We start from the raw sequence: 17863 nt of genomic DNA on the forward strand, positions 1-17863 counted from the left end.
TGACCCCCACGACCATCCGGGCCCCCGCCCGTTGCGCGAAGGAATGTCATGGCATCCATCGTCCTGTCAAATGTCGACAAGATCTACGCCGGTGGCGTGAAGGCAGTGAACGGGCTGAACCTTGAGATCAAGGACGGCGAGTTCATGGTCCTGGTCGGCCCCTCCGGTTGCGGCAAGTCGACCGCCCTGCGGATGATCGCCGGCCTGGAGGACATCAGCGGCGGCGAGATCTCCATCGGCGAAAAGGTGGTCAACCACCTGCCTCCGAAGGACCGCGACATCGCGATGGTCTTCCAGAACTACGCGCTGTACCCCCACATGACCGTCGAGGAGAACCTCGCCTTCGGTCTGAAGCTCCGCAAGATGCCCAAGCCGGAGATCCAGAAGCGCGTCAACGAGGCCGCCAAGATGCTCGGCCTCGAGACCTACCTCAAGCGCAAGCCGGCCGCCCTCTCCGGTGGTCAGCGCCAGCGTGTCGCCATGGGCCGCGCCATCGTCCGCGAGCCGCAGGCCTTCCTCATGGACGAGCCGCTGTCCAACCTGGACGCCAAGCTCCGCGTCTCCATGCGCGCCTCGCTGAACCAGATGCACGAGCGCCTCGGCGTCACCACCGTCTACGTCACCCACGACCAGGTCGAGGCCATGACCCTCGGCGACAGGGTGTGCGTCCTTCGCGACGGTCTGCTCCAGCAGGTCGACACGCCGCAGAACCTGTTCGACAAGCCGGTCAACCTGTTCGTCGCCGGCTTCATGGGCTCGCCGTCCATGAACTTCGTCACCGCCCAGGTGGTCCGCGACGGCGACGGCGCGGCCGTCACCTTCGCCGACGTCAAGCTGCAGATCCCGGCCTCGACCTTCACCGAGAAGCCCGGCCTCGACCAGTACATCGGCAAGTCGCTCATCCTCGGCATCCGCCCCTCCGACTTCGAGGACGCCAGCGCCGCCGGCAGCCACGCCAACGGCTGGGCCACCCTGCCCGCCAAGGCCGAGGTCACCGAGGAGCTCGGCTCCGAGATCAACGTCCTCTTCCTGATCGACGCCCCGCCGGTCGAGCACAAGGACACCGTCGCCGCCCAGGACACGGGTGACGACGAGGAGGCGGCGCTCCCGCTGATCGGCGACAAGTCGCTGTGGACCGCCCGCGTCAACGCCCGCAGCCACGTGCGTCCCGGCCAGACGATCGACCTGGTCCTCGACACGCACAACCTGCACTTCTTCGACTCCGAGAGCGGCCTGGCCATCGGCCACGAGGCCAACCGCTGACCCATCGAAGGAGACGTCCCCCCGCCGCGACCCCCTCCCGCGGCGGGGGGATTCTTTTTCGTCCCCGCCGCCGACCGGCTCGATCGGCGGCGGCTCGCCCGGCGGAGACCCGTCGTCACGTTCAGGTCGCGGCCAGGCCGGCGCGCAGCCGCGCGTTCTCGCGCTCCAGCGCGGCGATGCGGTCGCGGGCCGACCCCAGCGCCCGCTCCACGAGGTCGCGAGGGTAGAGCTCCGGGATGTGCTGCGAGCAGTTCCAGTCGAAGCCCTCGACATCGATCAGCACGGCCCGCTCCACCTTCCCCTGGTAGCCCTCGACGGCCAGCCGTCCCATCAGCTCGGGGTCGTCCTCCACCGCGCGCGCCCTGCCGAGCACCTTCAGCCTGCCTCTGTTCGCGTAGTCCATCAGGAACAGCGAGACCCTGTCGTCGTGGTCGAGGTTGCCGCGGGTGATGTACTGCCGGTTGCCGCGGAAGTCGGCGAAGCCGAGGGTGTGCTCGTCGAGCACCCGCAGGAAGCCGCGCGGCCCGCCGCGGTGCTGGATGTAGGGCCAGCCGCTCTCGCCGACGCTGGCGAGGTAGAAGCTGTCGCGCTCGCCGATGAACAGCCGCTCGGCGTCGCCGAGCAGGTCGGCGCCGCCCGCGCCCTCCATCAGCCTTCGATAGGCGCGGTGGCTGCCGTGCTCCAGCTGGTGCCGCTGGACGCCGGGGGTGAACGCGATCTGCGCGAACCGACTGCTCATGACGCCTCCAATCTAACGCTTACGAACAGATGTAAGCGTTAGAAGCGTCGATCAATTCCCTCGTGTGCCCCGCATCAGAAGTCCTTCGAACGGCGCAGCCTCGGCGGCCGCCCGTCGGGGTCGACGACCATGCGGTAGAGCGGCATGGCCAGCGTCCTGCGCAGGCGGCCGAGCTCGGGCTGCGGATGGGGACGCAGGCGGCCGGGCGGGCGCGGCCCCCTGCGGCCGCTCTTGTGCCAGGACTCCAGCCGCGCGGCCGACTCGGCGAAGGCCTCGAAGGCGGTCACGGGGTCGCACAGCTCGTCCACGTCGTCGGGGTCGCGATCGAGGTGCTCGGCCGCCAGAGCGAGCCTCAGGCGCCTGGCGTACCTGCTCGCGCCCGAGGGAGGGCGCGGATCGGGCTCCTCGTCGAGCACCGCGCAGCTGAGCTCGGAGTCGAACGTCCACGACCGCAGGTTGACGTTGTCGGAGCCGACGCTCGCCCAGACGTCGTCCACCACGCAGACCTTGGCGTGCACGTACACCGCCGTGCCGAGGTGGTTCTCCAGGTCGTAGATCGCGACCCGGCCCTCGCCCGCGCGCGTCAGCCTGGCCAGCGCCTCGGACCTGCCGATCAGGCTGGCGGGGCCGGCCAGCCAGCCGTCCTGGTCCGGGTACCGGGGCACCACGATGACCATGCGCAGGTCCCGCTCCCGCTCCAGCGCCTCGGCGAACGGCTCGATCACCTCGGTGGACCACAGGTACTGGTCCTCCAGGTAGACCATGGAGCGCGCCCTGCCCAGCACCTTGTGGTAGGCCCTGGCCACGCTCCGCTCGCCCTCGGGCGCGAAGGGGTAGGCGCGCCGCAGGTGCGGATAGGTCCTGAGCAACTGGACGGCGTGCGTGCCCACGGGGTCGGGCGGCGGCCCCGGCTTCGGCAGCGGCGGCACGTCGTCCATCCGCTGCAGGTGGTCGCGTAGCCGCCTGATCGGCTGGCGGGTCTCGGGTGCGGGGTCCTCCCAGCGCTCGCAGAAGACCTTCTCCACCTCGCCCACGGCCGGGCCGTGGATGGCCACCTGCACGTCGTGCCAGGGCGGGCGCTCGCCGTAGGACTTCGGCATGGGAGCGGCCTGCGGATCGCCGAAATGGGCGGCGTCGTCACGGCGGCTGTGGCACAGGTCGATGCCGCCCACGAAGGCCACGTCCCTTTCGGCGTCGCGGTCGTGGCGCAGGATGACGAACTTCTGGTGGTGGGAGCCGCCGTGCCGTACCCGGGTGTCGAGCAGGGCCTGGCCGCCCGCCTGCTCGATGTCCTCGCCCAGGTGCCTGTTCTCGGCGGAGCTGAAGCGCAGGAAGTCGAGGTGGGAGCGCCAGATGAGCCCCCTGACCAGCGCGCCCCTGCGGGCGGCCTCCGCCATGACCTCGGCAACCGGCTGCCCGCCGCCGGTGAGCAGCTCGTCGGGGTCGCCGCGCCAGTCGGCGAACAGCAGCAGGTCGTCCTTGCCCAGCCCGTCGATGCGCTCGGCCAGCTCGGCGAAGTAGGTCGCGCCGTGGATGAGCGGACGCACCAGGTTTCCCGTCGTCCATCCCTCGAGCTTGGTCGAGGGGTTGCCCCGCTCCTCGTGCGTAAGGAACCAGTCCTCGAGCCGCACCGCACGCACCTCCCCGAGGGTCGCCTGAACCCTCAAGGTGCCCCCGATCGCGCCGTCTAGACGTTCACTTGCGGCCGATGCGCGCGGAGACCCGCTCGGTCAGGGCGCGCGGGATGAGCCTGCCGATCCCGACGATCGCCTTGTAGCGCAGGTCGGGGATGGAGACCCGTCTGCCGAGGGCGAGGTCGCGCATCGCCTCGTTGACCACGTCGTCGGCCTTGAGCCAGAGGAAGCCGGGGATGCCGGAGACGTCCATGGCGGCCCGCTGGTGGAACTCGGTGCGCACGAACCCCGGGCACAGCGCCATGACGCGGATGCGCGGGCTGCCGACCTCGGCGGCCGTGGACTCGCTGAAGTTGACCACCCAGGCCTTGGAGGCGCTGTAGGTTCCGCGGGTGAAGAACGCCGCCACCGACGCCACGTTCACCACCGCGCCCCTGCCCCGGGCGCGCATCCCGGGCAGGACGGCCAGCGTCAGCCTCAGCACGGCCTCGCAGTGCAGCTTGAGCATGCGCAGCTCGTCCTCGACGGGAACGTCGAGGAAGTGGCCCTGATGGCCGAAGCCGGCGTTGTTGACCAGCAGGTCGACGCCGTCGCGCAGGCGGGACTCCACGACCGCGAGGCCGTCGTCGGTGGCCAGGTCGGCGGGGAGGGTCTCGACGGCGACGCCGTACCTCAGCTTGAGCCGGCCCGCCGTCTCGGCGAGCCTGGATTCGTCACGTGAGACGAGGACCAGCGAGAAGCCGTCGGCGGCCAGGCGGCGGGCGAACGCCGCGCCGATGCCGGCGGTCGCGCCCGTGATCATTGCGGTAGGCATGCCGCCAGCGTAATGCCAGCAGGCCGCGGGGAACCTCCGCCGGTCGCCAGGGGTAGGACCCTGGAAAGAGCCCACATGAGAGGATCGACAGCGTGCGCCTCGCGCTTCCCTTCGCCGTGCTGGTCGCGGCGCTGACCGCCTGTTCGGCCACCCCGACCGCGGACACGACGCCCGCGTCACCGCCCCCTTCGCCCGCGGCCCCCTCGCTCGCGGTGAGCCCTACCTCCGGTGCGAGCGTGAACGCGGGCCAGGGGCTGCAGGGCAAGCTGAGGTTCACCCAGATCGCCCGGCTCGACAAGCCCGTCGCCCTCGCCGTGCGCGCCGGCGACGAGGCGCTCTACATCGCCGAGCAGGGCGGCAGGCTGCACGCGGTGAAGGGCGGCGCCACGACCCAGATCATCGACCTGTCGGCGGAGGTCAGCAAGGGCAACGAGCAGGGCCTGCTCGGCGTCGCCTTCCACCCCTCGGGCAGGTGGCTCTACCTCGACTGGACCGACGCCGAGGGTGACACCCACGTCACCGAATGGGCCTTCGACGGCACGAAGGCCACCGGCCGCCGCGACGTGCTCACCCAGGAGCAGCCGTACGCCAACCACAACGGAGGGCAGCTCGCCTTCGGTCCCGACGGCCACCTCTACATCGCGCTGGGCGACGGCGGCAGCGGCGGCGACCCGGAGGGCAACGGTCAGGACCTCGGCACGTGGCTGGGCAAGATCCTGCGCATCGACCCTCGCGGCGAGCCCTACAAGGTGCCCGACGACAACCCGTTCGCCGGCAGGCGCGGCGCCGAACCCGAGATCTGGGCGTACGGCCTGCGCAACCCCTGGCGCTTCAGCTTCGACAGGCAGACAGGCGACCTCTGGATCGGCGACGTCGGCCAGAACGCCTGGGAGGAGGTCGACCACGAGCCCAGGGGACGGGGCGGCAACAACTACGGGTGGAACGCCTTCGAGGGCGACAGGCCCTTCGACGAGAGCGTCGACATCGGCAAGGCCGTCGCGCCCGTCATCACCTATCCGCTCGGCGAGGGCGGCAACTGCTCGGTGATCGCCGGATACGTCTACAGGGGCACCAAGATCCCCGGCCTGCGCGGGCACTTCCTCTACGGCGACTTCTGCGCGGGCTGGATCAGGGCGGCCCCCGCCGACGACCCCGCCAAGGGCGTCGAGGTGGGCAAGGTCGAGCAGCTGTCGTCCTTCGGCCAGGACCACGACGGCGAGCTCTACGCGCTCAGCCTCCAGGGGCCCGTCTACCGGGTGGACGGGCCGTGAGCAGGGTGCTGATCGTGCACCACACCGCCTCACCGGCCACCCACGAGCTGCTGGAGAAGACGCGCGAGGGCGCGGGCACCGACGAGCTCGACGGCGTCGAGGTGGTGACCAGGGCCGCGCTCCAGGCCACCGCCTCCGACGTGTTCGCCGCCGACGCGGTCATCCTCGGCACCCCGGCCAACATCGGCTACATGAGCGGGGCGCTCAAGCACTTCTTCGACACCATCTACTACCCGTGCCTGGAGGAGACGCGGCGCCTGCCGTACGGGCTGTACGTGCACGGCAACGACGACGCCACGGGCGCGGTGCGCGCGGTCGAGTCGATCGCGGGCGGGCTCGGCTGGAGCCCGGTGGCGGCGCCGGTGGTGGTGATCGGCGCCGTCACCAGGACGGACCTCGAGGCGTGCTGGGAGCTCGGAGCGACGGTGGCGGCGACGATCAGTTCATGATCACCCGGTCGATCAGGTCCTCCGCAAGGGCGTTGAGCCTGGCTCCGCGTGCCCAGCCGGCGTAGTGCGTGAGGAAGACGACGGTCTCCCTCAGCTCCTCCGCGCTCAGGTCGCCGGTGCGCAGCGCGGTCTCCAGTTGCACCTCGACCGCCTCGTCGAGTCCTTGGCCGACCAGCAGGCCGACGAGCAGCAGGCGCCGGTCGCGGTCGCTGATCGCCTCACGTGACCACACCTCGGCGAACAGGTGCTCCACGGTCATGGCGAAGTTGAGAGGTTCCTTCATGGCGCGCTCCGAGCGAGGCGGGAGGGGATTTCGAAGCTCCCTATCCTTAGCCAGTTCGGCGGCAAGAGATAGGTCCTTCGAAAAGACATCATCACCAGGTCTCGGTTGCGCAAACGTTGCGACCGGGTAGAGACGGGGAGAGGAAGCCATCATGCGGATGAATGGCCCTCACTTCGGCGATCTGTAACAAATGGAGCCAAGGGTCGGCCAAGATTTGGTGAAGGCTTCTGGCGGCAAAGAGGGGATTAGACGGCAAAAACGGGCACAACCAAGGCGTTGGCGGGTAACGCGGAGGTAAGCCCTGGTGAAAGAGACACGGGCTTGGACGAGATGGGCCGCGATCACGGTCGCGGCCTTCTTGATGGCCGGAACCGCCGCCTGCGGTCAGGCGGAATACACCTACGTGCGCGACAGGGAAGGGACCACCTACTTCAGGGTGCCCTCCTCCTTCTCGAAGGTCGACTCCACGCAGATCGATCTCCTGCTCAGCGGTGACCATCCCAACTCCGAGACGGCGAAGCTGCGCAAGCAGCTGGTCTGGTCGACGGCCTTCGACCAGTCCGCCGAACCGGCGGTCGACCACCTGCTGGGTTCCCAGGACCCGTTCGTCTACTCGACCGTTCACCTGCTCACCGAGCCCCAGCGCAACATGATCTCCCTCAACACGATGCGCGACTTCGTGCTGCCCGTGACGGAGGAGATGCGGCAGGCCTACGTCCAGCGCCTGATGGAGGCGGGCCAGCGGCCCATGCTCACCGGCTTCGAACTGCTCAACGACCAGCAGCTCGCGCTCGGCGACGGCGCGCGCGGCGTGCGGGTGCGCTTCAACTACCAGATCGGCGACACGGTCCAGACCTTCGACCAGACGGCCTATCTGGACAAGACGGGCGGAACCGTGTCGGTGCTGCTGATCCGCTGCACGGCCGAGTGCTTCGGCAAGAGGGCCGCGGAGTTCGACAAGATCGCCGAATCCTTCAAGCTGCTCAAGTTGCCGGGATGAGGGTGCCACAGTGACCACGACCTACCAAGAGGGCGGCCTGCGCGCTCCCGGCAGCGGCCCCGTCGATCCCGACACCGTGACCCGCAAACGGATGGTCTTCTGGGACCGCATCAAGATCCTGCTGGTGCTGTCGATCGTCTTCCTGGTGCTGGCGTGGAAGGAGATGGCCGACTACGCGGGCATCATGCCCTTCGACGACGCCCTGCGCAGGATCGGGGAGAACCATCCGTGGATCTTCTACCTGCTCGGCGCCGAGTTCGTCAGGCAGGTCCACTTCTTCGTCAGCGAGCGCTCCTCCGGCTACCACCGCTTCTGGAGCAGGGGCGTCTTCGGCGGGTTCGAGCGCTGGACGCACCGCAGGTTCAGCGACTGGACGAGGTTCCGCCTCGCCAGGCTCATCAAGATCGTGTTCTGGGTCACGCTGCTCGCCCTCGTGCTCGGCGCCGTCCTCGACACCAGCCCCTTCCTGGCCCTCTTCCAGGCACCCGCGCTGGCCTTCCAGGCGCTGCCGTACGTCGCCCAGCTGGCCTTCGCCTTCTTCTTCATCATCTTCCAGTTCGTCGGACTGTTCTGGTTCCTGTCGCGCGGCGGCGTGGAGACCTACTATCCCGACGACATCAAGACCCGCTTCCGTGACGTGTGGGGCCAGGACCACGTCGTCGAGCGCGTCAAGGAGAACATCGTCTTCCTCGAGCAGCCCGACGCCATCGAGGCCAGGGGCGGGTACGTGCCCAGCGGCCTGCTGCTGTGGGGCCCGCCGGGGACGGGCAAGACGCTGATGGCCGAGGCCGTGGCAGGGGAGACGGGCAAGCCGTACGTCTTCGTCGACCCAGGCGCCTTCGTCAACATGTTCATGGGCATCGGCATCCTGAAGGTGAAGGCCCTTTTCAGGAAGTTGCGCAAGCTGGCGCTCCGCTACGGCGGCGTCATCGTCTTCTTCGACGAGGCCGACTCCCTCGGCCGCAGGGGCAGGCTCGCCGGACAGGCGCCCCCTGGGCAGGGCTTCACCGCCGACGGCTGCCACGGCCTGAACTACCTGTCCGAGCACTCCCGCTCGGTCCTGCTCACCAGACCCGCGGCCGGCGCGGAGGACAACCGCTTCTTCATGGGCGGCGGCATGAACGGCGGCAGCGGCGACATGGGCACGCTGCAGGCGCTGCTCACCGAGCTGTCAGGGCTGAAGAAGCCGCGCGGCCTGTTCAACAGGCTGGTACGGCGCGCGCTCGGCATGCGGCCCAAGCCGCCGCCGAAGTACCGCATCCTCGTCATGATGGCGACCAACATGCCCGACGCCCTCGACGAGGCGCTGCTGCGGCCAGGGCGCATCGACCGCATCTACAAGGTGGGCTACCCGTCCAAGGCCGGGAGGGTGCGCACCTATCAGGGCTACTTCGCCAAGGTCCAGCACGAGCTGACCGACGAGCAGATGGACAAGCTCGCCACCATCACCCCCTACGCCACCGGCGCCACGATCAAGGACCTGGTGAACGAGGCGCTGATCACCACCATCCGCGACGGGCGCGAGGTCATCACCTGGTCCGACGTGCTGCGCGCCAAGCGGCTCAAGCAGCTCGGCCCGCCCGAGGACGTCGAGTACATCGAGCGCGAACGGCACGCGGTCGCCGTCCACGAGGCCTGCCACGCGGTCGTCGCCTACCGCACCCGCTACCACCTCGAGATCGACATCGCCACGATCGAGAAGGGCGCCGACTACCTCGGCATGGTCGCCTCCATCAAGCCCGAGGACCAGTTCACCCGGTGGAAGTCCGAGCACGAGGCCGACATCATGGTCTCGCTCGCCTCGCTGGCGGGGGAGCGGATGTTCTTCGGCGACGACAACTCCTCCGGCGTCTCGGGCGACCTGATGTCGGCGACCTACCTCGTCGGGCTCATGGAGTCGCACTGGGGCATGGGCACCGGCATCGCCTCGCTGCCCGCGCTGCAGGAGCTGGGCATCCACGCGGGCAAGGCGATGCGCGGGCAGCAGGGCGCCGCCCAGGATCCCGCGCCGCGCGAGGCCTCCGTCCCCGAGCACCTCAGCGAGCGGGTCGAGTTCAACCTGGTCCGGCTGCTGGAGCAGACCGAGGAGCTGCTGCGTGAGCACCGGCGCGAGGTGCTGTGCCTGGCGCACGCGCTGGAGACCCACAAGACGCTCAACGGCGAGGACGTGGTCGCCGTCCTCGAGGGCAGGCAGGGCCCGCTGGTGGACGGTGCGATCTACCGCTCGCAGGAGCTCCTCGAGGAGCTGGAGGAGTACCACCGCGACGCGGCCAGGGCGCACCGCGAGCACAACAGGGTCGAGCGCGACCTGCCGGGCCCTGTCACCGTGGAGGCCGAGGTCGTCGAGGCCGACGTGGTCTACGCCCCCGCAGGGGCCGCGCCCGTCCCGATCCAGCCGGCGGCGGTTCAGCCGGCGACGCAGGGCTCCGCCCAGGTGCAGCCGACGGCCCACGGGGAGGAACGCCGTCCCGAGTTCGTCCCCTGGTCGCCGGAGACCATGACCGCGAGCGCGCCGGCCTCGCCGGGTCTCGCGGGAGGCGCCCCCCATGCCTTCGGTACGGCGGAGCCACCGCCCTCCCGCAGGTCGCCCGCGACGGTGTGGGTCGTGGCGGGCAGCGTGATCGTGCTGGCGGGCCTGGCGCTGTTCGGCGCGCTGGCCGCTACGGGCGCGATCGGCAGCGTGGCAGGGGCGCTGTCGCCCGGATTGCTGCTGGTGCTGTTCATCATCGTCGTCGCGATCGTCGTGGGCGTCGCGGTGGCGCTCATCGCGGTGAAGGCGGTGCGCACCGCCCAGCGAAGGGCCGAACAGGAACGCGACAGGGCCAACGCCAGGGCCCAGCTGCTGGCCGCGGCGATGGACCCGGAAACGGCGATGCGCCTGCTCGGCTACGACGGCCAGCGCCCAGACGACCGTCCATGAACCCGCTCACGCCGTGCCCCGAAGACCCCCGGGGCACGGCACGGCCTCCCCTGGCCTAGCGGGGCAGGGAGTCGACCAGATCGGGGGTCAGCTCCTCCAGGGTCTTGGCCGTGCCGGCGGCCAGGGCCAGGGCGTCGGGGGCGGGCGGGTAGAGCGGGTGCGGCACCGCGACCACCCGCATCCCCGCCGCGTGCGCCGACCGCAGCCCGTTGCTGGAGTCCTCGACCGCCACGCAGTCCGAGGGGTCCACGCCGAGCCGTGAGGCCGCCTCCAGGTAGCCGTCGGGGGCCGGCTTGCCGTACGCGACCTCCTCTGTCGAGACCGTCGCGCCGAAGAAGGCGCCCAGCCCTGTGGCCTCCAGCACCACGTCGATCAGCGCGCGGGGGGAGGAGCTGGCCAGGCCGAGGGGACGGCCGGCCGCCAGCCGCTCGACCGCCTCCTTCGCGCCGGGCAGGAGCGGCACGCCGTGCCGATAGCGCTCGGCCATCTGCCCGACCACCCCGCGCGCGATCTCCTCGGGCGGCAGCCGTACGCCGAGCTCGGCCAGGTAGGCCGACCACTCGCCGGTGCTCATGCCCATCAGCCTCGACTGCGTCTCCTCGCGCCACGTGCCGCCGTGCTCGGCGACGAAGGCCCTGCGGACCTCCTCCCAGACCGGCTCGGAGTCGACGAGCACGCCGTCGAGGTCGAAGACGACCGGTGATCTCATGCGGGCTGCTCCATCCAGTACTCGGTGAACTCGGCGCAGCGGCCCTCGCCGTCCAGCCTGAGCACCCACAGGTTGCTGAGGACCCGGTCGGGATAGGTCGTCACGCCCTTGACGACGGCCGTCTCGCCCTCGACGGCGACGGGCTCGTACTCGAACGCCGAGGGGCCGCCCTGGTCCTCGCGCTCCAGCCATCCGCGCACGATCGCGTCGCGCCCTCGCCACGGCCGGGCGTAGGGCTCGGTGAAGTAGGCGGCGTCGTCGGTGAACAGCGCGCCGATGTCGGCCGGCTCGTTGGTGTGCCACGCCCTGACGTAGGCGTCCACCCATGTGGCGGGATCGGTCATGATCTCCTTTCTACCCCTCTGGAGTAGATGACGAGGTCGCAGGCCGTGGCGATGACCAGGGTCCTGCCGCTGGGGGAGAAGCCGGAGGCGCGCAGCTCGCAGGCCTCCTCGCGATGGATGTGCCACCAGTTCGAGCCGCGGTAGGGCTCGTCGTCCTTCGACAGGAGCACGCTCTCGGCAGGCCAGTCGGGGGCGACGAGGTGGACCGCCCATCCGTCGTCCGTCGTGGTGCGCAGACCGCCGCCCCACAGCCCCGCCATCGTGACCTGGAGGCCCTCCAGCGGGCCGATGCCCTCGCGCACCAGAGAGTCGTCGGGGTAGGTTTCCTCGTGGTCGCGGTACACCCGCTGCCCGCTCGCGCAGTCGAAGACGCCTCTGCCGGTGCTCGAGGCGACGAGCAGGAGATCGGGCGCGGTGAGCCCTTCCGGCCGCGAGGGCCTCCCGAAGCCGACGTCCGTGATGCCGCCCGTCTTCTGCGCGGGCACGGGCCGCCAGGGGGACGGAGGAGGGCGCAGGGGAGCGCGGCGGAAACGGTCGCGGAGGGCAGTCCAGTCCATGAGTCCCCATTCTTCGGGAAGAATGGGTCGCCACACCTCGATCGAAGGGTTGTTCCATGACCGACTGGGTCTCCCAACTCGCGGACGACGTCATCGCCGAGGCCGAGCGCCGCGCCCCCGGCAGAACGATCGTCTGCGCCTCGGGGCTCAGCCCTTCCGGCCCGATCCACCTGGGCAACCTGCGCGAGGTGATGACCCCGCACCTGGTGGCCGACGAGATCAGGCGGCGCGGCCTCGACTGCGTGCACCTGCTCTCGTGGGACGACTACGACCGCTTCAGGAAGGTGCCGGTGGGCATCCCCGAGGAGTGGGCCGAGCACATCGGCAAGCCGCTCACCTCGGTCCCCGCCCCGCCCGGCAGCGCCTACCCGAACTGGGCCGAGCACTTCAAGACCCCGATGATCTCCGCGCTGGCGCGCCTGGGCGTGACCTACCGGGGCGTCAGCCAGACCAAGCAGTACACCTCGGGCGTCTACCGCGAGCAGATCCTGCACGCGATGCGCGAGCGCGACCGCATCGACGCGGTGCTGTCCCGCTTCCGCACCAAGGCCAAGCCGAAGGCGAAGGACGCCGACGAGGCCGCCGCGCTCGAAGGCTCAGGCGCGGCCGAGGAGGAGGCGGGCTACTACCCGTACAAGCCCTACTGCGCGCTGTGCGGGCGCGACCTCACCACCGTCACCGGCTACGACGACGAGACGACCGAGCTGGCCTACACCTGCGCGTGCGGTTACGGCGAGACCGTACGGCTGGCCACCCACGACCGCGGCAAGCTCGTGTGGAAGGTCGACTGGCCGATGCGCTGGGCCTACGAGGGCGTCGTCTTCGAGCCCTCGGGCGTCGACCACACCTCGCCGGGCTCCTCCTTCGAGGTCGGCGGCCATCTGGTCGGCGAGGTGTTCGGCGGGCAGCAGCCGATCGGCCCCCGCTACGCCTTCGTCGGCATCAGCGGCATGGCGAAGATGAGCAGCTCCAAGGGCGGCGTCCCGACCGCGGCGGACGCCCTGGAGATCATGGAGGCGCCGCTGCTGCGCTGGATGTACGCGCGCCGCAAGCCCGCGCAGTCGTTCAAGGTCGCCTTCGACCAGGAGATCCAGCGCCTCTACGACGAGTGGGACGCGCTGGAGCGCAAGGTCGCCGACGGCACGGCGCTGCCCGCGGACCTGACCGTCCACGCCAGGTCGGTGCGCACGGCGGAGGGGCCGCTCGAGTCGACGCGGCGGCGGGTGCCGTACCGGATGCTCGCCTCGATCGCGGACGTCACCACCGGCGACGAGGAGCAGACGCTGCGGATCCTGCGCGAGCTCGACCCCGCCGACCCGGTCACCGACCTGGAGTCGGTGCGTCCGCGCCTGGACAGGGCACAGCGGTGGGTGAGCACGCAGGTGCCCGCCGAGCAGCGCACCAGTGTCCTGGCCGAGCCCGACGCCGACCTGCTGGCCGGGCTCGGCGACGAGCAGCGCGAGTCCCTGCGGCTGCTGCTCGAAGGGCTCGACGAGCACTGGTCGCTGGAGGGGCTGACCGCCCTGGTGTACGGAGTGCCGAAGCTCCAGGCGGGCCTGCCCGCCGACGCCAAGGCGACACCGGAGCTGAAGGCGGCCCAGCGCGAGTTCTTCGTCCTGCTCTACACGCTGCTCGTCGGCCGCGACACCGGCCCGAGGCTGCCCACGCTGCTGCTGGCCGTCGGGGCCGACCGCGTCCGCAAGCTCCTCGGGGCGTAGAGTCGGATCATGAGACCTGTGCTCGTCTTCGACGGCGACTGCGGCTTCTGCACCACCTGCGTGCGTTTCGTCGAACGTTACCTGCGCCCCGACGCGACGATCATCGCCTGGCAGTTCGCCGACCTGGGCGAGCTGGGGGTGACCAGGGAACAGGCCGAATACGAGCTGCTGTGGGTCGACCAGCGCGGCAGGGCCTTCGGCGGCGCGCAGGCCGTGGCCAAGCTGCTGATCCACGCGGGGCTGCCGTGGAGCGCGCCTGGCCTGCTGCTGCGGGTGCCGCCGGTGCGCTGGCTAGCTCACTGGCTCTACCGCGCCGTCGCCGACAACCGTGGCAGGCTGCCCGGCGGTACCCCTGCGTGCGCGCTTCCCGCCGATCGCCGCCCGCTCCAGCGGTAGGAAGGCCAGCAGGCAGATCACGTGCGGCAGGAAGTGGATCGTGATCGCCGCCCACGTCATCAGGTGGAACAGCGCGAAGAAGCCGACCCCCGCGTACAGCACGCGCCCGCGCGTGAACAGCAGCGCGGGCGCGGCCGTCTCGGCCAGCAGCACGACCCACTGCCCGATCAGCAGGGCGCCGGGCACGGAGGCGACGAACTCGCCGAAGAACGTGCCGCGTCTGCTGACCGCCCACTGGAAGGTGGCGCCGTTCGGCCACTCCGAGCCGCCGTGCCTGATCTTGGCGTAGGCCGACAGGAAGTAGGTGGCCACGACCGCGATCTGGACGCACCTGATCGCCCACCCCGCCGCCTGCTCTCCTGCGCGGACGGCGGTGGGCAGCACGAACAGGGCGACGACCAGCGCGAGGTGGTCGTGGTCGACCTTGCCGTACGACATCGCCAGCAGCGCCCAGTAGAGGTAGCCGGCCGCGACGGTGTAGCCCGCCGCGCGCGGCAGCCTGCCCCACGCGGCGATCAGGGCCGCGCCGACCACCACCGCGAACAGCGCGTAGACCAGCGCAGGGTTGGCGCCCGGCAGGTGCAGCAGGCGGGCCACCAGCACGGGCCGGTAGCCGGAGGGGTTGCCGGCGTTGCCCCAGACGCCGCCGGTGAACAGGATCATGTCCAGCGGGAGGAACAGGTAGACGACCACCGACAGGATCCGCACGCGTCGCGGCGAGACGGGCGCGAACCACCAGCGATCTAGCGCACCACCCATGAGAGCCTCTCCACGTTCGTCGTCCAGGCGGGACGGCGGTCCCTGAGCGTGATCACCTTGGTGACCACGATGAGCTTGGTGAGCCTCGGGTCGCCGGGCCTGATCCTGGCGTGGGCGTCGGCCAGCCCCTGGAGCAGCTCGGGACGGGCCAGGTAGCGGCTGAGCTGTCCTTCGAGCTCGGCCCTGCGGATGCCGACGTAGTAGGGCTCGATCGGGATCTCGACCCTGGTGCCCGCGGCGGTCTCGGCGTGCAGGTGCAGCGACTTGATCTCGCCGTCAGGCGGGATGCTGAAGGCGTACTGCACCATGGGCCCGAAGGGGAACAGGTCGTCGTCCCCCAGCACCGTGCCGTACCCGAGTGCCGTGATCACGGCCCCCGCCGCTGCCAGCCGCCATGCCTTGCCCTGCCTGGATAAACCCCCCCGCATGCCTGAAAACTAGCAGATCATTTACTGATTGATCATGATATTTCGGGCATTCGTATGGCGGCGGAAAGCGGTTCGGCGCGGGTCGCGGGAAGCGGTCACGCCGCGGCGGCGGGAGGGCGGCAGGCCCGTGGCCACGACCGTGCGAGCGTGGAGCTAGGGAAGTTCGGCGAAGCGTTCGACGTCCGCGGTCCTGCCCGAGACCAGGATGACGTCGTCGTAGGTGAGCTCGGTCTCGGCCGTGGCGTAGGTGAACTCCTCGCCAGGGCTCTTGACCGCGACCACGGTCACCCCGAACTTCTTGCGCATCCCCGACGTGCCCAGCCGCACCCCGACGTAGTCCTTGGGCGGCCTGGTCTTGGCCAACGCGAAGCCGGCGTCGACCTGCATGTAGTCGAGCATCCTGCCGCTCACCAGGTGGGCCACGCGCTCGCCCATGTCGTGCTCGGGCAGGACGACGTGGTGGGCGCCGATCCTGCTGAGGATCTGCCCGTGCTGCCTGCTGACCGCCTTGGCCCAGATGTCGTCGATCTCCATGTCCACCAGGAGGGAGGTGGTCAGGATGCTGGCCTCGAGGTCGCTGCCGATCGCGACGACGGCCCGGTAGAAGTCGGGCACGCCGAGCTGGTTGAGCGACTCGAGGTCGGTGGAGTCGGCGGCGGCGATCTGGGTGATCTGACCGGAGAGCGCCTGGACGAGCTTGGGGCGGTTGTCGATGGCCAGGACCTCGGTGCCGCGTCTGGTCAGCTCAAGTGCGAGCGCGGTGCCGAACCGGCCGAGACCGATCACGACGACCGGGTCGTTCCTCATGTCAACCAACTATGACCCGTTCCTCAGGTAGTGCGTGGTTCAAATCAGGTATCTCACCCAGAAGTAGGGCACGCTCGCGAGAACCGTCACGAACGTCACGACCAGACCGTACCGGGTGAACTCCCAGAAGCTGATGGGGGTCCTGTTCCGCGCGGCGATGCCGAGGACCACCACGTTCGCCGCCGCGCCCACGGCCGTGGCGTTGCCGCCGAGGTCCGCGCCCACCGCCAGGGCCCACCACAGTACCTGCGAGGTGCCGTCGCCGCCGGTGGCGTTGACCAGGTCGGACACGATCGGGCTCATCGTGGCCACGTAGGGGATGTTGTCGACGATCGCCGAGATGGCCGCCGACCCCCACAGCAGCAGCATCGTGGTGAGCCTGAGGTCGCCGTCGGTCAGGGTGACGACCCTGTCGGAGACCGTGCCGATGACGCCCGTCTCCACCAGCGCGCCGACCATGACGAACAGCCCCGCGAAGAAGACCAGGGTCGGCCACTCGACCTCGGCGATGGCCTGCTCGGTGGTGACCCTGGTGGCCGCCACCAGCACGCCCGCGCCCAGCAGCGCCACGACCGAGGGCTCGTAGTGCAGCAGGGGGTGGAGCACGAAGGCGACCATGACGAGGGCGAGCACGCCGAGCGACTGCCACAGCAGCCTCCGGTCGCGGATGGCCTCGCGCTCGTTGAGCGCCATGATCTCGGCCGCGCGCTCGGGGTGGTAGACGAAGGACCCGCGGAAGAGGAACCTGCACAGCCCGATGAAGATCACGAGCAGCGCCACGACCAGCGGCGCGAGGTGGATGAGGAAGTCGTTGAACGACAGCCCGCCCCTGCTGGCGATGATGATGTTGGGCGGGTCGCCGACCAGCGTCGCGGTGCCGCCGATGTTGGCGGCCATCGCCTCGGCGATCAGGTACGGCGCGACGGGCAGCGCCAGGCGCTCGCAGACCAGGAACGTCACGGGCGCGATCAGCAGCACGGTGGTGACGTTGTCGAGCAGCGCCGAGGCGCAGGCGGTGATGACCACGAGCAGGACCATCAACCGGAAGGGCATGCCCCTGGCCCGTTTGGCGGCCCAGATGGCCAGGTACTCGAAGACACCGGTCTGCTTGAGCACGCCGACGGTGATCATCATGGCGAGCAGCAGGAGGATGACGTTCCAGTCGACGCCGGTGTGCTCGGTGAAGAAGGCGGCCCTGGCGTCGGTGGCGTGGATGAGCAGCATGATCCCCGCCCCGCCCAGCGCCGCCGCCACACGGTGGATCCGCTCGGTGGCGATCAGGGCGTAGGAGCACAGGAAGACCGTGAGGGAGATCCAGGCCAGAACGGTCACAGGACCCTGTCCAGCAGCGCCTGGAGCGTGACCGCACCGAGCAGCCTCCCGCCCTCCACGACCGCCACCAGCGGGCTTCGGGTACGGGCCATCAGCGCCGCCAGTTCGAGCACCGTCGCCTCAGGTCTGGCGACCGGCAGCTCGCGATGCTCCTTCGGCAGGCACTGGCGCACCGACAGGCCGTCGAGCCCGCGCAGGAACCGGTCGGCGTGCGCCTCGTCCACGACCCGCGCCAGCGCGGGATCGTCCTGACAGTAGGCGGGGACGGCCAGCCTCAGCACCTGGGTGCCCGGCAGGATCGTGAAGGGCGACCCCGCGTTGTCGACGACGATCAGCCCGGGTAGGTCCTGGTCGGCCAGCAGCCGCGCCGCCTCGATCGCTGATGAGTCGAGCGCGACGACCGGGAAGTCGGCGAGCAGATCACGGGCGCGCACAGCCCG

General features: G+C 70.2%; 19 protein-coding genes. 7 read left to right on the top strand and 12 right to left on the bottom strand.

Features of this window, described 5'->3' with window-relative positions; all coding sequences use genetic code 11:
* Window positions 1-48 precede the first annotated feature (48 nt).
* Window positions 49-1263 carry an ABC transporter ATP-binding protein gene (locus ABFX50_RS27120; protein WP_346150150.1) on the top strand — a complete coding sequence of 405 codons (1215 nt, stop codon included), beginning with the start codon at window positions 49-51 and terminating at the stop codon, window positions 1261-1263.
* A 121-nt stretch (window positions 1264-1384) separates the two neighbouring features.
* Here ABFX50_RS27120 and ABFX50_RS27125 read toward each other — a convergent pair whose 3' ends face one another.
* The 3 genes from ABFX50_RS27125 to ABFX50_RS27135 form a co-directional block, all read right to left on the bottom strand.
* The gene (locus tag ABFX50_RS27125; protein ID WP_346150151.1) at window positions 1385-2002 is read right to left on the bottom strand and encodes a pyridoxamine 5'-phosphate oxidase family protein; all 618 of its coding nucleotides are present in this window, start codon (window positions 2000-2002) and stop codon (window positions 1385-1387) included.
* 74 nt (window positions 2003-2076) lie between these two features.
* On the bottom strand, window positions 2077-3633 hold the full coding sequence (locus ABFX50_RS27130; protein ID WP_346150152.1) for a phospholipase D family protein: 1557 nt from the start codon (window positions 3631-3633) through the stop codon (window positions 2077-2079).
* A gap of 64 nt (window positions 3634-3697) precedes the next feature.
* Complete coding sequence (locus ABFX50_RS27135; RefSeq protein WP_346150153.1) at window positions 3698-4450, bottom strand: SDR family NAD(P)-dependent oxidoreductase; 753 nt, start codon at window positions 4448-4450, stop codon at window positions 3698-3700.
* A 92-nt stretch (window positions 4451-4542) separates the two neighbouring features.
* Between ABFX50_RS27135 and ABFX50_RS27140 the strand changes: the two genes are divergently transcribed.
* Together ABFX50_RS27140 and ABFX50_RS27145 are read left to right on the top strand one after the other, a co-directional pair.
* Window positions 4543-5721: a PQQ-dependent sugar dehydrogenase gene (locus tag ABFX50_RS27140; protein ID WP_346150154.1), complete on the top strand. Its 1179-nt coding sequence runs from the start codon at window positions 4543-4545 to the stop codon at window positions 5719-5721.
* Window positions 5718-6170 carry an NAD(P)H-dependent oxidoreductase gene (locus tag ABFX50_RS27145; RefSeq protein WP_183645894.1) on the top strand — a complete coding sequence of 151 codons (453 nt, stop codon included), beginning with the start codon at window positions 5718-5720 and terminating at the stop codon, window positions 6168-6170. Before ABFX50_RS27140 ends, ABFX50_RS27145 begins: the two co-directional genes overlap by 4 nt.
* Here the strand turns inward: ABFX50_RS27145 and ABFX50_RS27150 are convergent.
* Window positions 6160-6453: a carboxymuconolactone decarboxylase family protein gene (locus ABFX50_RS27150; RefSeq protein ID WP_183645893.1), complete on the bottom strand. Its 294-nt coding sequence runs from the start codon at window positions 6451-6453 to the stop codon at window positions 6160-6162. The genes ABFX50_RS27145 and ABFX50_RS27150 overlap by 11 nt on opposite strands.
* A gap of 304 nt (window positions 6454-6757) precedes the next feature.
* Between ABFX50_RS27150 and ABFX50_RS27155 the strand changes: the two genes are divergently transcribed.
* Both ABFX50_RS27155 and ABFX50_RS27160 read left to right on the top strand, forming a co-directional pair.
* Entirely contained in the window at window positions 6758-7453 is a 696-nt protein-coding gene (locus tag ABFX50_RS27155; RefSeq protein ID WP_346150155.1) for a hypothetical protein, read from the top strand.
* A 10-nt stretch (window positions 7454-7463) separates the two neighbouring features.
* A complete protein-coding gene (locus ABFX50_RS27160; protein WP_346150156.1) occupies window positions 7464-10373 on the top strand; it encodes an AAA family ATPase in 2910 nt (969 codons plus the stop codon).
* Window positions 10374-10428: 55 nt separating this feature from the next.
* Here ABFX50_RS27160 and ABFX50_RS27165 read toward each other — a convergent pair whose 3' ends face one another.
* The 3 genes from ABFX50_RS27165 to ABFX50_RS27175 are packed head-to-tail and all read right to left on the bottom strand — an operon-like array spanning window position 10429 to window position 11983.
* Window positions 10429-11082: an HAD family hydrolase gene (locus ABFX50_RS27165; RefSeq protein ID WP_346150157.1), complete on the bottom strand. Its 654-nt coding sequence runs from the start codon at window positions 11080-11082 to the stop codon at window positions 10429-10431.
* Complete coding sequence (locus ABFX50_RS27170; RefSeq protein ID WP_346150158.1) at window positions 11079-11426, bottom strand: nuclear transport factor 2 family protein; 348 nt, start codon at window positions 11424-11426, stop codon at window positions 11079-11081. Before ABFX50_RS27170 ends, ABFX50_RS27165 begins: the two co-directional genes overlap by 4 nt.
* Window positions 11423-11983, bottom strand: a complete 561-nt coding sequence (locus tag ABFX50_RS27175; protein ID WP_346150159.1) for a hypothetical protein — start codon at window positions 11981-11983, stop codon at window positions 11423-11425. Before ABFX50_RS27175 ends, ABFX50_RS27170 begins: the two co-directional genes overlap by 4 nt.
* A gap of 56 nt (window positions 11984-12039) precedes the next feature.
* Here ABFX50_RS27175 and lysS point away from each other — a divergent pair, with 56 nt between their 5' ends.
* Both lysS and ABFX50_RS27185 read left to right on the top strand, forming a co-directional pair.
* Complete coding sequence (gene lysS / locus ABFX50_RS27180) at window positions 12040-13701, top strand: lysine--tRNA ligase (RefSeq protein ID WP_346150160.1); 1662 nt, start codon at window positions 12040-12042, stop codon at window positions 13699-13701.
* Between the two features lie 9 nt (window positions 13702-13710).
* Window positions 13711-14097 (top strand): thiol-disulfide oxidoreductase DCC family protein, encoded by a 387-nt coding sequence (locus ABFX50_RS27185; RefSeq protein WP_346150161.1) that lies wholly within the window; start codon window positions 13711-13713, stop codon window positions 14095-14097.
* Here the strand turns inward: ABFX50_RS27185 and ABFX50_RS27190 are convergent.
* The 5 genes from ABFX50_RS27190 to ABFX50_RS27210 all read right to left on the bottom strand — a co-directional run bounded on the left by ABFX50_RS27190 (window position 13993) and on the right by ABFX50_RS27210 (window position 17857).
* Window positions 13993-14856, bottom strand: a complete 864-nt coding sequence (locus ABFX50_RS27190) for a hypothetical protein (RefSeq protein ID WP_346150162.1) — start codon at window positions 14854-14856, stop codon at window positions 13993-13995. The genes ABFX50_RS27185 and ABFX50_RS27190 overlap by 105 nt on opposite strands.
* Entirely contained in the window at window positions 14841-15284 is a 444-nt protein-coding gene (locus tag ABFX50_RS27195; RefSeq protein WP_346150163.1) for a hypothetical protein, read from the bottom strand. Before ABFX50_RS27195 ends, ABFX50_RS27190 begins: the two co-directional genes overlap by 16 nt.
* 153 nt (window positions 15285-15437) lie before the next feature.
* A complete protein-coding gene (locus ABFX50_RS27200) occupies window positions 15438-16091 on the bottom strand; it encodes a potassium channel family protein (RefSeq protein WP_346150164.1) in 654 nt (217 codons plus the stop codon).
* 39 nt (window positions 16092-16130) lie between these two features.
* Window positions 16131-17423: an ArsB/NhaD family transporter gene (locus ABFX50_RS27205; RefSeq protein ID WP_346150165.1), complete on the bottom strand. Its 1293-nt coding sequence runs from the start codon at window positions 17421-17423 to the stop codon at window positions 16131-16133.
* Window positions 17420-17857, bottom strand: a complete 438-nt coding sequence (locus tag ABFX50_RS27210) for a CBS domain-containing protein (RefSeq protein ID WP_346150166.1) — start codon at window positions 17855-17857, stop codon at window positions 17420-17422. Before ABFX50_RS27210 ends, ABFX50_RS27205 begins: the two co-directional genes overlap by 4 nt.
* Window positions 17858-17863: the final 6 nt, after the last annotated feature.

The organism is Nonomuraea recticatena, assembly GCF_039533245.1.
GTDB classification, from domain to species: Bacteria; Actinomycetota; Actinomycetes; order Streptosporangiales; family Streptosporangiaceae; genus Nonomuraea; species Nonomuraea roseola.

What these genes read in the sequence shown, in the direction of transcription:
- ABFX50_RS27120 (WP_346150150.1), top strand. Translation starts at nt 49, where the DNA reads ATGGCATCCATCGTCCTGTCAAATGTCGACAAGATCTACGCCGGTGGC.
- ABFX50_RS27125 (WP_346150151.1), bottom strand. Translation starts at nt 2,002, where the DNA reads ATGAGCAGTCGGTTCGCGCAGATCGCGTTCACCCCCGGCGTCCAGCGG.
- ABFX50_RS27135 (WP_346150153.1), bottom strand. Translation starts at nt 4,450, where the DNA reads ATGCCTACCGCAATGATCACGGGCGCGACCGCCGGCATCGGCGCGGCG.
- ABFX50_RS27150 (WP_183645893.1), bottom strand. Translation starts at nt 6,453, where the DNA reads ATGAAGGAACCTCTCAACTTCGCCATGACCGTGGAGCACCTGTTCGCC.
- ABFX50_RS27165 (WP_346150157.1), bottom strand. Translation starts at nt 11,082, where the DNA reads ATGAGATCACCGGTCGTCTTCGACCTCGACGGCGTGCTCGTCGACTCC.
- ABFX50_RS27170 (WP_346150158.1), bottom strand. Translation starts at nt 11,426, where the DNA reads ATGACCGATCCCGCCACATGGGTGGACGCCTACGTCAGGGCGTGGCAC.
- ABFX50_RS27175 (WP_346150159.1), bottom strand. Translation starts at nt 11,983, where the DNA reads ATGGACTGGACTGCCCTCCGCGACCGTTTCCGCCGCGCTCCCCTGCGC.
- lysS (WP_346150160.1), top strand. Translation starts at nt 12,040, where the DNA reads ATGACCGACTGGGTCTCCCAACTCGCGGACGACGTCATCGCCGAGGCC.
- ABFX50_RS27185 (WP_346150161.1), top strand. Translation starts at nt 13,711, where the DNA reads ATGAGACCTGTGCTCGTCTTCGACGGCGACTGCGGCTTCTGCACCACC.
- ABFX50_RS27190 (WP_346150162.1), bottom strand. Translation starts at nt 14,856, where the DNA reads ATGGGTGGTGCGCTAGATCGCTGGTGGTTCGCGCCCGTCTCGCCGCGA.
- ABFX50_RS27195 (WP_346150163.1), bottom strand. Translation starts at nt 15,284, where the DNA reads ATGCGGGGGGGTTTATCCAGGCAGGGCAAGGCATGGCGGCTGGCAGCG.
- ABFX50_RS27200 (WP_346150164.1), bottom strand. Translation starts at nt 16,091, where the DNA reads ATGAGGAACGACCCGGTCGTCGTGATCGGTCTCGGCCGGTTCGGCACC.